Source organism: Paracoccus hibiscisoli, assembly GCF_005048265.1.
Lineage (GTDB): Bacteria > Pseudomonadota > Alphaproteobacteria > Rhodobacterales > Rhodobacteraceae > Paracoccus > Paracoccus hibiscisoli.
Genome location: NZ_SUNH01000004.1, coordinates 169,243 through 181,800, shown reverse-complemented (window position 1 = coordinate 181,800; position 12,558 = coordinate 169,243). Strand labels below are relative to the sequence as shown.

10 protein-coding genes are annotated in these 12,558 nt (G+C 67.4%); 5 read left to right on the top strand and 5 right to left on the bottom strand.

Annotated features, from left to right (window positions below):
* Positions 1–6: 6 nt before the first annotated feature.
* From FA740_RS02505 to rsmI, 4 genes are all read right to left on the bottom strand, one after another.
* Positions 7–804 (bottom strand): Crp/Fnr family transcriptional regulator, encoded by a 798-nt coding sequence (locus tag FA740_RS02505; RefSeq protein WP_136855198.1) that lies wholly within the window; start codon positions 802–804, stop codon positions 7–9.
* Between the two features lie 210 nt (positions 805–1,014).
* The gene (gene gshB / locus FA740_RS02500) at positions 1,015–1,965 is read right to left on the bottom strand and encodes a glutathione synthase (protein WP_136855197.1); all 951 of its coding nucleotides are present in this window, start codon (positions 1,963–1,965) and stop codon (positions 1,015–1,017) included.
* A gap of 60 nt (positions 1,966–2,025) precedes the next feature.
* Positions 2,026–2,388, bottom strand: coding sequence for a YraN family protein (locus FA740_RS02495; RefSeq protein WP_136855196.1), 363 nt, complete (start codon positions 2,386–2,388; stop codon positions 2,026–2,028).
* Between the two features lie 10 nt (positions 2,389–2,398).
* Positions 2,399–3,322 carry a 16S rRNA (cytidine(1402)-2'-O)-methyltransferase gene (gene rsmI, locus FA740_RS02490; protein WP_136855195.1) on the bottom strand — a complete coding sequence of 308 codons (924 nt, stop codon included), beginning with the start codon at positions 3,320–3,322 and terminating at the stop codon, positions 2,399–2,401.
* 180 nt (positions 3,323–3,502) lie between these two features.
* Here rsmI and FA740_RS02485 point away from each other — a divergent pair, with 180 nt between their 5' ends.
* Genes FA740_RS02485 through murJ form a run of 3 tightly spaced genes read left to right on the top strand, consistent with a single transcriptional unit; the run spans position 3,503 to position 8,977 of the window.
* Positions 3,503–4,642 carry a penicillin-binding protein activator gene (locus FA740_RS02485; protein ID WP_246053421.1) on the top strand — a complete coding sequence of 380 codons (1,140 nt, stop codon included), beginning with the start codon at positions 3,503–3,505 and terminating at the stop codon, positions 4,640–4,642.
* Between the two features lie 22 nt (positions 4,643–4,664).
* On the top strand, positions 4,665–7,448 hold the full coding sequence (locus FA740_RS02480; protein ID WP_136855193.1) for a [protein-PII] uridylyltransferase: 2,784 nt from the start codon (positions 4,665–4,667) through the stop codon (positions 7,446–7,448).
* The gene (gene murJ / locus FA740_RS02475; RefSeq protein ID WP_136855192.1) at positions 7,445–8,977 is read left to right on the top strand and encodes a murein biosynthesis integral membrane protein MurJ; all 1,533 of its coding nucleotides are present in this window, start codon (positions 7,445–7,447) and stop codon (positions 8,975–8,977) included. Before FA740_RS02480 ends, murJ begins: the two co-directional genes overlap by 4 nt.
* On the opposite strand, the gene FA740_RS02470 is transcribed toward murJ, so the two are convergent.
* Entirely contained in the window at positions 8,974–9,675 is a 702-nt protein-coding gene (locus FA740_RS02470) for a rhomboid family intramembrane serine protease (RefSeq protein WP_136855191.1), read from the bottom strand. The two genes, murJ and FA740_RS02470, sit on opposite strands and share 4 nt — an antisense overlap.
* Before the next feature lie 90 nt (positions 9,676–9,765).
* On the opposite strand from FA740_RS02470, the gene trpS reads away from it, so the two are divergent.
* Both trpS and FA740_RS02460 read left to right on the top strand, forming a co-directional pair.
* Positions 9,766–10,800 (top strand): tryptophan--tRNA ligase, encoded by a 1,035-nt coding sequence (trpS, locus tag FA740_RS02465; protein WP_136855190.1) that lies wholly within the window; start codon positions 9,766–9,768, stop codon positions 10,798–10,800.
* Positions 10,801–11,190: 390 nt separating this feature from the next.
* A complete protein-coding gene (locus FA740_RS02460) occupies positions 11,191–12,546 on the top strand; it encodes a Hint domain-containing protein (RefSeq protein WP_136855189.1) in 1,356 nt (451 codons plus the stop codon).
* Positions 12,547–12,558: the final 12 nt, after the last annotated feature.

Here is a 12,558-nt window from a genome sequence, read left to right as displayed (position 1 = left end):
GCGCGGTCACGCTTTCGGCATATGCTCCGTCGGCGGGACGACGATCGGACCGGCGGAGAATCCGTCCTCCAGCACGATCTGCTCTCCTCCGGGGCGGGTGCCCTGCAGGCGGGCGCGGTTCAGCACGCAGATCTCTCCGCGGCCCATCTCGACGGTGCCCTCATGGCGCAGTTGCGACAGGGTCTTGTTCACCGTCTGGCGCGAACACCCCGCAAAGCCCGCCAGTTCGGACTGGCTGAGGCGGATGCACGGCTCCTCAAGGCTGGTCATGGACAGCAGGTGCATGCGGATGCGGTCCTCGGCCCCGTAGAACATGGCGACGGAGTGCTGGCGGTTGTCGCGGGTCAGGCGGTCGTGAAAGATCCCGGCGAAATTGCGCAGCAGCAGGTCGGCAGGGACATGGCGCAGGATCAGCGCCGCGTCGAACAGCATCACCGTGGTGTCGGCCAGGGTGGTGCAGCTGGCCGCGCAAGCCCGGCCGGAGAACTGCTCGACTTCGCCCAGGACCTCTCCGGGGCTGGCCAGATGGGCCAGGACGCGGTTTCCATTGATGTCCAGATAGCTGACCTCGATCCGGCCCGCCAGGATCAGATAGCCCCAATCGGCAGGCTCTCCCTGGCGCAGGATATGCTTGGGGCGGCGCAGATGCTGGATGCGCGTCTCCGACAGCATGGCGGTCAGCCCGTCATCGGAGATGCCGCGGATCAGCGAGGGGTCAAGACGCCGGATGGTCGCCGCCCAATCCTGCGCGGACTGCCCGGCGCGCAGCCTTGGTCCCTCGCCTCCGGTAATCTGGCCTCGCATGTGTTGATCGCCCGAATGACCCCGTCACCCGACTATAGCGGGCAGAGTGTCAACAAACAGTCAATAAACATGCAAAAGGCCCCCGGGAATGGAGGGCGCGAACCGAAAGCGCCTCAACTGGTGACACGGAACACAAACCGCGCCCCCGATCCGCAAGTCTGACCTTTAACCGAATCACGGGGCGGCGGTGTCGTGCAGACGACACTGCCGTCAGGCGCGGGCCGCGATGCGACGCTCGATCGCCTCCCAGATGGCCTCGGCGGCATTGATGCCGTCGAACCGCTCCAGCTCCTGGATGCCGGTGGGGGATGTCACGTTGATCTCGGTCAGCCAGCCGTCGATGACGTCGATGCCAGTGAAGATCAGGCCCTTTTCGCGCAGCACGGGGGCGATGCGGGTGCAGATCTCGTATTCGCGCTCGGTCAGGCCGATCTTTTCGGCGCGACCGCCGACATGCATGTTGGACCGGGCCTCACCCTCCTGCGGGACGCGGTTGATGGCGCCCACGGGTTCGCCGTCGACCAGGATGATGCGCTTGTCGCCCTTGACCACAGCGGGCAGGTATTTCTGCGCGATCATCGGTTCACGGTTGATGCCCGCGAAGGTTTCCAGCAGCGCCGACAGGTTCGGATCGCCGGGTTTCAGGTGGAACACCCCCGCCCCGCCATTGCCATAGAGCGGCTTGACGATGATCTCTCCGTGCCGCGCCCGGAACGCCTTGAAGGCGGCGGGGTCGCGGGCGATCATGGTGGGCGGCGTCAGGTCGGGAAAATCCAGCACCATCAGCTTTTCGGGACAGTTCCTGACCCAGAACGGGTCATTGACCACCAGCGTCTGGGGATGCACCCGGTCCAGCAGATGCGTCGAGGTGACGTAGCCCATGTCGAAGGGCGGGTCCTGGCGCAGCCAGATCACGTCGAAATCGCCGGCCTCGACCTCGGTCCAGTCGCCGAAGGTGACGTGGTCGCCCTCGGCGCGGCGCAGGGTGACCGGGCGGCCGCGCACGACGATGCGACCCTCGTCATAGCGCAGCTGATCGACGGTGTACTGGAACAGCCGGTGGCCGCGGGCCTCGGCCTCCAGCCCGATGCGGAACGTGCTGTCGGCGTGGATCGAGACATCCTCGATCGGGTCCATCTGCAAGGCTACGTAAAGGCTCATGGGGCCCTCCTGAATTTCGGTGATGTTGTGACCCGCCGCAGGGCCGGATGCAAGCCTGCGTCAGAGCTCGCCAAAGGCGTTGGGGATCAGGTCGACGCGGCCCGTGGCATCGACCAGCGCCACGTCGAAACGCATGGCGACCTCTCCGATGCCGTGCCGGTCGCAGTATTCCAGCGCGGCCTGGGTGATCCGGCGCATCTGCGCGGGCAGCAGGTGCAGGGCGGCGTCTGCATGGCTGCGCGAGGCCTTGACCTCGACAAAGACCAGATCGGGGCCGTCCTGCACGATCAGGTCGATCTCGGTCCCCTGCCCGCGCCAGCGCGTGGCCAGCATCTGCGCGCCACGCTGAAGGTACAGGCGCAGGACGGCCTCTTCGGCCATGCGGCCGGACAGGTCGGCGGTGCGGCCCCGGCGCGTGCGCATGCCGCCCGGTTCAGTCACGATCCGCCAGTCCAAGCGCCAGCTGATAGACGTCGCGGCGCGGCAGGCCCAGCTCCTGCGCGGCCTCGCGGGCGGCGTCCTTGACGGACATGGTGCGCATGTGCGCGGTCAGGACGGTGCGCACGCGGTCCTCATCCATCTCGACCGGGGACGGACGGTCCAGCACCATCACCACCTCGCCCTTCAGCGTGGCCATGCGCGGGTCGGCGGACAGATCGGCGGCGGTGCCGCGGATGACCTCCTCGAACTTCTTGGTCAGCTCGCGCGCGATGACGGTGATGCGGGCGGGGTCGATCAGCGCCAGATCCTCCAGCGTGCGGGACACGCGGCGCGGGCTTTCGAACAGGATCAGCGTCGAATCGACCGCCATCCAGCGGCGCAGCCAGGTCTGGCGCGCGGATTGCGTGGGCGGCGGAAAGCCCAGGAACAGGAACCGGTCGCTTGGCAGCCCGGCCAGCGACAGCGCCGCCAGCGCGGAGGACGGCCCCGGCAGCGCATGGACGCGCGCCCCGGCCTCTGCCGCGTCCAGCGCCAGACGATAGCCCGGATCGGCCACCAGCGGCGTGCCGGCGTCAGAGCAATAGGCCACGCTGGCCCCCTCGGACAGCGCGGCCAGCAGGGCGGGCCGCGCCCGGTCGCCGTTGTGGTCGTGATAGGACAGGATGCGCCGCCCGCGCAGCGGCACGCCGTGGATGTCCAGCAGGTGGCGCAGCACGCGCGTATCCTCGGCCGCCAGCATGTCGGCGCTGTTCAGCACGTCCAGCGCGCGCAGCGTGATGTCGCGCGCGGCCCCGATGGGCGTCGCCACCAGATAGAGGCCCGGATCCAGCCGCGCGGCCTCGATATGCGCGCTCAGGCGGCGGGCGGGTTCGGCGTCCTGGGGGGCAGTTCTGGGGGTCTCGCGGCGGTCGGTCATCCTGCCTCCGTTGCGCGCCTGTCAGAGGCCGGCGCTGATTGCCAATCGCGGGCGCAGCGCCTAGGCTGCGGCCATCCGCGCGCGTCATAACATATTGCAGGGAAGTTTCACATGTCCGCCTCCGCCACAAGCCGGCCTGGCTCGGGTCTGCGCCGTGCCATCCTGAAAACCGCGACAGTCGTGTCCGCCCTGTTCCTGGCCGCCTGCGACCCTGTCGGCGGGTCCAGCCAGGCCTCGGGCCCCGAGATCGGACCGCTGATCGACCCGTCCCAGCCCGTGCGCGTGGCCCTGCTGGCGCCTGCGGGGACCGGGTCGCAGGACCTGGAATGGCTGGCGCGCAGCCTCAAGAACGCCGCCCGCATGGCCGCGACGGATGCGCAGGGCGCGGCGATCGACCTGCGCATCTATGACAGCGGCGCATCCACGGAAAGCGCGGTGGCCCAGGCCAATGCCGCCGCCGATGCGGGCGCGCAGATCATCCTGGGGCCGCTGTTCGCGGAAGGCGCCAACGCCGTGGGCAACGCGATGATGGCGCGCAACATCAACGTGCTGACCTTCTCCAACAACACCCAGGTCGCGGGCGGCAACGTCTTTATTCTGGGCAACAGCTTTGAGAACATCGCCGACCGGCTGGTGGGCTATGGCATGACCCAGGGCAAGCGCAACCTGATGGTCGTGGCCGAAAACGACATCGCGGGCCAACTGGGAGGCCGCGCGATCGAGACCGCCATCGCCCGCAACGGCGCGCGTCTGGCGGGGCGGGTCGACCATCCGGTCTCGGTCTCCGGGATCAACGGCGTCGTCCCCCGCATTGCCGAGGCCGCACAGACGGGTCGCGTGGATGCGGTGTTCATGACCGCCAACAACCAGGCCGTGCTGCCCTATATGACAGAACAGCTGGCCGCGGCCGGGGTCCGGTCCCCGGGCGTGCAGATGATGGGGCTGACGCGGTGGGATCAACCCGCCGACCGCCTGCGGCTGCCGCAGTTGGCCGAGGGGTGGTTCGCCATCCCCGACCAGACCCTGCAGCGCCAGTTCGAGGCACGCTATGCCCAGACCCACGGAGAGGCGCCCCACCAGCTGGCCTCGCTGGCCTATGACGGGGTGGCCGCCATCGCGTCGCTGGCGCGCAACGGCCAACGCAACGCGCTGACCACCACGGGCCTGACGCAGCGCGCCGGGTTCCAGGGCGTCGGCGGCGTGTTCCGCCTGCAGCGCGACGGGACCATCCAACGCGGCCTGGCGGTGGGCACCATCCGCGGTGGCCAGCTGGTCGTCGTCGACCCCGCGCCGCGCACCGCGCGCGGCCTGGGGTCGTGACCGGGGCCGGATCGCACAGCCGATGACACCTGCCGCGACAACCGCCACGCAGACCGGGCCCGGCCCGGCCCGCACCGATCTGGACATCGACCAGCTGCTGGCCCGCCTGGACCGGCAGCTGGCCGACACCACCGACCCCCGCCAGATCCGGGCGCAGACGGTGGCGATGCTGACCCTGACCCGGTCGGTCACCATGGCCGCGATCGAGACCGCCTTTGCCACCCATCCCCGCGCAGCGCGCGAGACGGTGCGCGCCATCGCCATGCTGACCGACGCGCTGGTCACGGCGGTCCACCACGTCGCCACCACGCGCCTGCATCCGCAGCAATCGGCATCCGACACGCAGCGGCTGGCGGTGCTGGCCGTCGGCGGCTATGGCCGGGCCGAGATGGCGCCCGCCTCCGATGTGGACCTGCTGTTCCTGGTGCCGTGGAAGATCACCGCCTGGACCGAGAGCGTCGTTGAATCGATGCTGTACATGATGTGGGATCTGAAGCTGAAGATCGGCCATTCGATCCGCAGCATCGACGACTGCCTGCGCCTTGGCGGCGCCGACATCACGATCCGCACCTCTCTGGTGGAACACCGGCTGGTCACGGGCCACGCGCCCCTGGCGCAGGAGCTGGGCGACCGCCTGTGGTCGGAGCTGTTTGCGGGCACCATCCCCGAATTCATCGAGGCCAAGCTGGAGGAACGCGCCGCCCGCCACACCCGCCAGGGCGGCCAGCGCTATGTCCTGGAGCCCAACGTCAAGGAGGGCAAGGGCGGCCTGCGCGACCTGCAGACCCTGTACTGGATCGCGAAATACATCCACCGTGTCGACCGGGCCGTGGAACTGGTCGATCTGGGCGTCTTCACCCGCGACGAGCATCTGGCCTTTTGGCAGGCCGAGGATTTCCTGTGGGCGGTGCGCAGCCATCTGCATCTGATCGCGGGGCGGCCCTCCGACGTGCTGTCCTTTGACATGCAGGTCGAGGTCGCGCGCCGCATGGGGTATCACGACACCACCGCCCGCCGCGCGGTCGAGTATTTCATGCAGGACTATTTCCGCCACGCCACCCGCGTGGGCGAGCTAACCCGCGTGTTCCTGACCGAGCTGGAGACGCGGCACGTCCGCACCGCCCCGTTTCTGGGCCGCATCTTTCGCAGGCGGCGCAAGATGCGCCCCGGCTTTGTCGATCAGCAGGGCCGCCTGTCCTATGAATCCGAGGCCGCGTTCCTGGCCGACCCGCTGAACATCCTGCGCCTGTTCGAGGAGGCGCTGCGGACCGGCGTGCTGATCCATCCCGATGCCATGCGCACCGTCGCCGCGAACCTGGCGCTGATCGACGACAAGGTCCAGTCGGACCCCGAGGCGATCCGCATCTTCATGGACCTGCTGCTGCGGCACGGGAACCCGGAACGCGCGCTGCGCCGCATGAACGAGCTGGGCGTGCTGGCCGCCTTCATCCCGGAATTCGAGCCGGTCGTGGCGATGATGCAGTTCAACCTGTATCACCACTATACCGTCGACGAACATTCCATCCAATGCGTCGCCGCCCTGGCCGAGATCGAGCGCGGAGAGCATCCCGAGGACCTGCCGCTGTCCTCCGAGATCATCCAGGCGGGCGTGAACCGCCGCGTGCTGTATCTGGCGACCCTGCTGCATGACATCGGCAAGGGCCGCCCCGAGGATCATTCGATCCTGGGCGCGCGGATCGCCCGGCGCATCGCCACGCGCATGGGCTTTGCCCAGGACGACATCGACACGGTCGAATGGCTGGTGCGCCACCATCTGCTGATGTCCGACGTGGCGCAGAAACGCGACATCAGCGACCCGCGCACCCTGCGCGATTTCGCCAAGGCGGTGAAGACGCGCAAGCGTCTGGACATGCTGCTGGTGCTGACCGTCTGCGACATCCGCGGCGTGGGCCCCGGCACCTGGAACAACTGGAAGGCCATGCTGCTGCGCCAACTGCACCAGGAGACCGCCGCCGCGCTGGAGAACGGCCTGGAGGAGCTGAACCGCGACCGCCGCCAGACCGAGGCAAAACGCTCGCTGCGCCATCTGCTGATCGCCAAGGGCTGGGACGCGCGCAAGACCCGCGCCGAGCTTGGGCGCCATTACGACGCCTATTGGTCGGGCCTGCAGACGCAGACGCAGGCGGTGTTTGCCGACCTGCTGGCGGGTCTGGGCGCGGACGAGATCCGCATCGACCTGCGCGCCGATCCCGACCGCGACGCGACCCGGGCGGCCTTCGTGCTGTCGGACCATCCGGGCATCTTTTCGCGTCTAGCCGGGGCGCTGACGCTGACCGGGGCGAACGTGGTGGACGCGCGGACCTATACCACGCGGGACGGCTATGCGACGGCGGTGTTCTGGGTCCAGGACAGCGAAGGGCACCCCTTTGCCGAAGATCGCCTGCCCAAGCTGCGCCAGACCATCCTGCGCACCCTGGCCGGAGAGATCGTCGCGCGTGAGGCCTTTGCCAGCCGCGACAAACCCAAGAAGCGCAACCGGGAGTTCCGCTTTCCGACCCATATCACCTTCGACAATGAAGGCAGCGACATCTATACCATCATCGAGGTCGATACCCGCGACCGCCCCGGCCTGCTGTATGACCTGACGCGGACGCTGGCGGCGAACCACATCCAGATTGTCAGCGCCGTGATTGCGACCTATGGGGCGCAGGTGGTCGACAGTTTCTACGTCAAGGACATGTTCGGCCTGAAGTTGCACAGCCCCGCGAAACGCGACGGGCTGGAAAAGAAACTGCGCGTGGCGATTGCCGATGGCGTGAAAAGGGCCGAGGCCGAGCAGGCATGAAGACATCCGGACTGGTGCGCGGCTTCCTTTCTGTGGGGCTGTGGACGCTGATTTCCCGCGCATCGGGTTTCGTGCGCGACATCCTGATGGCCGCCTGGCTGGGCACGGGCGCCGTGGCCGAGGCGTTCCTGATCGCGCTGTCGCTGCCCAACATGTTCCGCCGGTTCTTTGCCGAGGGCGCGTTCAACACCGCCTTCATTCCGATGTTCTCCAAGAAACTGCAGGACCCTGACGACGCGCAGCGGTTCGCGCGCGAGGCGTTCTCGGGGCTGTTCCTGACGGTGCTGGCGCTGTCGGCGGTGGCGATGATCTTCATGCCCGGGCTGGTCTGGCTGATGGCGTCGGGGTTCGCGGGGGACGAGCGGTTCGACCTGGCCGTGACCTATGGGCGGATCACCTTTCCCTATATCCTGCTGATTTCGATGGCCTCGATGATCTCGGGCGTGCTGAACGCGAACGGGCGGTTCACGGTGGCTGCCGCCGCCCCGGTGCTGCTGAACGTGCTGTTCATCGGGGCGATGATGTTGGGACGTTGGCAGGGCTGGGACCTGGGCCTGACCCTGGCCTGGGCCACCCCGGTCACGGGCATCGCCCAGCTGGCGCTGGTCTGGTGGGACGCGCGGCGGACCGGCTATACCTTCTGGCCGCGCCGCCCGCGCCTGACGCCCGATATGCGCCGCCTGATCGCGGTGGCCCTTCCCGCGGCATTCGCGGGCGGCGTGGTGCAGATCAACCTGCTGGTCGGCCGCCAGGTCGGATCGCGGTTCGAGGGGGCGATCGCCTGGCTGTCCTATTCCGACCGGCTGTACCAGCTGCCCCTGGGCGTGGTCGGCGCGGCGGTCGCGGTCGTCCTGCTGCCCGAACTGGCCCGCCGCATCCGCGCCGAGGATCACGCGGGCGGCCAGTCCGCCTATTCCCGCGCGACCGAATTCGGGCTGTTCCTGACCCTGCCCGCCGCCTTTGCCATCGCCGTCATCGCGCAGCCGATGGTCGCGACGCTGTTCGAACGTGGCGCCTTTACCGCCTATGACACACAGCAGACGGCGGCGGCGCTGACCGTCTATGCCCTGGGCCTGCCCGCCTTCGTGCTGCAAAAGATCCTGCAGCCGCTGTACTTCGCGCGTGAGGACACGAAAACGCCGTTCCGGTTCGCGGTGATCTCGATGGTGGTCAATGCGGTCGCGGCCTTCGGGCTGATGCCGTTCATCGGGTTCCTGGCGGCGGCGCTTGGCACCACCATCGCCGCCTGGATCATGGTGGCGCAGCTGTGGTGGGGCACCCGTGCGATGGGCCAGGCGGCGCGCGCCGATGCCCGCCTGCGCCGCGCGTTCCCACGCATCCTGCTGGCATCCATTCTGATGGCCGGGGCGCTGTGGCTGACCCGCGGCTGGCTGGAGGTCGCGGGCACCGGGCGCGGGGTGGCGCTTGCCACCCTGGTGTTTGGCGGCGCGGCGCTTTACTTCGCGCTGGCCTTCGTCATCGGCGGCTATCGCCTGTCCGAGCTGAAATCGGCGGTCCGGCGCGGTTAACGCTGCCGGATCTGCGCCAGCGCGCGGGGGATGCCGCCATCGACCAGCGCGAAGGACAGCGCAAACCCCACGCCAAAGCCCGCGATCTCGGCGATCCAGCCCAGGCCCGCGCCGCCGAACAGCAACCCGAAGACCAGCTGGAACATGAGCAGCATCCCGATCAGCACAAAGGCCCGCATGCGGTTGGCGTTGATCGCCGCCAACCGCGTCCACAGCAGGAAGGTGAAGGCCCCCACCAGCCCATAGACCGCCGGATAGCCGCCGATCAGCGGCGCGGGCCGCGCGTCCATCGCCTGGATGATCGCCGCATAGACCACAGCCCCGCCGATGGCCGACCCGAAGAACAGCGCCAGCACCGCCCAAGGCCGAAAATTCTGGGCGACCATGTTGCCCAGGGCCAGGGTAAAGATCACCACGAACAGCGCATGCATGAAGGACACATGCACCAGGCTGAAGGACAGCGCGCGATACATCTGGTCCCAATCGACCGCGCCCAGGGTCCAGATGCGATGTGCCAGTTCCGGCGGAAAGGCGGTCAGCCCGATCGCGGACAGGCGCAGGCCGATGCCCTGGGCACCGCCGATCAGACCCGCGCCCCCCAGGGCAAAGATCGCCTCGGAGGCGATCACGGGCAGCGCCAGCAGCCAGATCACGGGCGGCAGCGGGTTCAGCGGGGATTCGGTCAGGCCGGGGCGCATGGGGGTTCCTTGGGGTTGGAAAGGCTTGGGTTGCGAAGGCACGGACCAACCGCTAAGCCAGCGGGCAGCAAATTCCAAGGCAGGCCGCACATGTCCGACCCGATCAACGCCCCGTTCCACCCGCGCATCTTCTCCGGGATCCAGCCCTCGGGCGGGCTGACGCTCGGGAACTATCTGGGCGCGCTCAAGCGGTTCGCGGCCCTTCAGGGACCGGATGCCGAGACGATCTATTGCATCGTCGACCTGCACGCGATCACCGTCTGGCAGGACCCTCAGGTGCTGCGCGCCCGCACGCGCGAGGCGGCGGCGGCCTTCATGGCATCGGGCGTGGACCCCGCGCAGTCGATCCTGTTCAACCAGTCGCAGGTCAGCGCCCATGCCGAGATGGCCTGGCTGTTCAACACGGTGGCCCGCGTCGGCTGGATGTACCGGATGACCCAGTTCAAGGACAAGGCCGGCAAGAATGCGGAAAACGTCAGCCTGGGCCTTCTGGCCTATCCGGCGCTGATGGCGGCCGACATCCTGACCTATCAGGCGACCGCCGTGCCTGTGGGCGAGGATCAGAAGCAGCACCTGGAGCTGACCCGCGACATCGCGGCCAAGTTCAACCATGATTACGGGGTCAATCATTTCCCGATCACCGAACCGCTGATCGAAGGCGTGGCCACCCGCGTCATGTCCCTGCGCGACGGGTCCAGGAAGATGTCGAAATCCGATCCGTCGGATGCCAGCCGGATCAACCTGACCGACGATGCCGACACCATCGCGCAAAAGATCCGCAAGGCCCGGACCGACGCGGACCCCCTGCCCGGCCAGATGGACGGCCTCAAGGACCGCCCCGAGGCCCGCAACCTGGTCAACATCTATGCCGCCCTGACGGACGAGACCCCCGACCAGGTCCTGGCCCGCTTTGAGGGTCAGGGCTTTGGCGCCTTCAAGCCCGCCCTGGCCGAGGTCGCGGTCGAGGCGCTGTCGCCCATCACCCGCCGCATGGCCGAATTCATGGCCGACCCCGCCCAGATCGACGCCATCCTGGCCGACGGATCGGATCGCGCGGCGGCGGTGGCGATGCCCATTCTGGAACGCACCAAAGAGATCATGGGCCTGCTGCGTACCCGCGCCTGACCCAGCCCTGCCACGGCGACGCGCCCCCGGCACCGGTGCCGGGGGTGGGTGTCCGCGTGGGCGCAATGCTGGTGTCCGGAAGCTTCACAAAGACGAGTTAACGTGGCTTTACAAAATTTGCCGAATTTTCAGGATCGGCAGGTAGTGCCTGCCCGCCTATCCGGCGCGTCTCAGCAGTTCGACCGCCGTGATCTGCGCGAATACGCACAATGAGTGCCAAAGTTATGCGGTTTCTTATGGATTTCAACTAGAACATGTGCATTTCCCGGCCTCACTGCGCCTGTCGCCGCCCACTCGGGCAGTTAACTTTTCATTGACAAATTCCGCGGTTGCGGGACAACGCTAGACCAAGAAAGTCACCATCAGCATTTTTTTAAGAGGAGCGCCATCATGGCGAACATCAATGGCGGCAGCGGCAACGATGGCGCAACCGTCGTTCAGGGGACCGACGCCAACGGCACACCCCTCACCGTTCGCGCCGTCACCGTCACCAATACGCCGGGCGTTAATTTAAGCGGCACGAACTCTGGTTCGTCGCGGTCCGAATTCGACGTGAACATGGGTTCTGGCAACGACACGCTGGTCGGCCAGAACATGGTCTGGGTCGATGAGCGTTCGCGCCCCGACATCCGGTTCGACGAGATTTCGATGGGTTTGGGCAACGACTCGGTCAGCCTGTTCCGCAGCGCCTTCCGCTCCATCGACATGGGCTCGGGCAACGACACGCTGGTTCTGGAACTGTCCGGTGGCCGCAGTGTCAACATGGGTACGGGCAATGACGAGGTCCGCCTCGGCGGCAACCCCGACGCCACCGTCTCTGACGCGGAATTGGCCCAGAAGGCCGGCCAGCCCACGCTCGCGCTGGATGGCGGAAACGGCATCGACACGCTGAACCTGCAGGGTTCGTGGACGCTGACGCTGTCGTCGGGCAATGTCACGATGGACACCAATGGCGACGGCGTCTCCGATCGCATCACCAACGTCTATTCGAACAGCGATGTCCGCTTCATCATCGGCTACCCCACAGTTCTCAGCGGCGCTGTGGATTTCGGCACCGCGACCCTGGCCAATGGGACGACCATCCCGAACCGCGTGCTGTTTTCGAACTTCGAGCTGATCAACGCCGTCTGCTTCACCGCGGGCACGCTGGTGGACACGCCAAAAGGTCAGGTCGCCATCGAGACGCTGCGCGAAGGCGACCTGGTGATAACACGCAACGGTCCCAAGGCCCTGTCGTGGATCGGCAAGCGCACCCTGGATTCGATCGACCTGGCCGGCAACCCCAAGCTGCTGCCCGTGCGCGTCCCCGCGGGCGCTTTTGGCAACGGCCTGCCGACCCGTGATGTCAGCTTCTCGCCGCAGCACCGCGTCGTGATCCGCTCATCCATCGCGGAACGCATGTTCGGCAGCAGCGAAGTGCTGGTCTCGGTCAAGCAGCTGGTGGGCGTGAACGGCATCGACGTGGATGGTGACGTCCGCAGCGTGCAGTATTTCCACCTGATGTTCCAAGATCACCAGATCCTGTCGGTCGAAGGCATCGAGGCCGAGAGCCTGTATCCGGGCAAGCAGGCGATCAGCTTCCTGACTCAGGACCAGCTGACCGAACTGCGCGCGATCTTCCCGAACTTCGACGCGCTGGTCGAGGCCGACGCGCCGGCTGCCTCTGCGATCCCCTTCCTGAAGGGTCGCGAAAGCCGCACGCTGGCCGCGCGTCACGCCAAGAACGACCGCCCGCTTTACGCGTAGAATTCCTTACGG

Excerpts from the sequence above, each read along its gene's own strand:
- FA740_RS02505 (WP_136855198.1), bottom strand. The coding sequence starts at position 804 with ATGCGAGGCCAGATTACCGGAGGCGAGGGACCAAGGCTGCGCGCCGGG.
- gshB (WP_136855197.1), bottom strand. The coding sequence starts at position 1,965 with ATGAGCCTTTACGTAGCCTTGCAGATGGACCCGATCGAGGATGTCTCG.
- FA740_RS02495 (WP_136855196.1), bottom strand. The coding sequence starts at position 2,388 with ATGCGCACGCGCCGGGGCCGCACCGCCGACCTGTCCGGCCGCATGGCC.
- rsmI (WP_136855195.1), bottom strand. The coding sequence starts at position 3,322 with ATGACCGACCGCCGCGAGACCCCCAGAACTGCCCCCCAGGACGCCGAA.
- FA740_RS02480 (WP_136855193.1), top strand. The coding sequence starts at position 4,665 with ATGACACCTGCCGCGACAACCGCCACGCAGACCGGGCCCGGCCCGGCC.
- murJ (WP_136855192.1), top strand. The coding sequence starts at position 7,445 with ATGAAGACATCCGGACTGGTGCGCGGCTTCCTTTCTGTGGGGCTGTGG.
- FA740_RS02470 (WP_136855191.1), bottom strand. The coding sequence starts at position 9,675 with ATGCGCCCCGGCCTGACCGAATCCCCGCTGAACCCGCTGCCGCCCGTG.
- trpS (WP_136855190.1), top strand. The coding sequence starts at position 9,766 with ATGTCCGACCCGATCAACGCCCCGTTCCACCCGCGCATCTTCTCCGGG.
- FA740_RS02460 (WP_136855189.1), top strand. The coding sequence starts at position 11,191 with ATGGCGAACATCAATGGCGGCAGCGGCAACGATGGCGCAACCGTCGTT.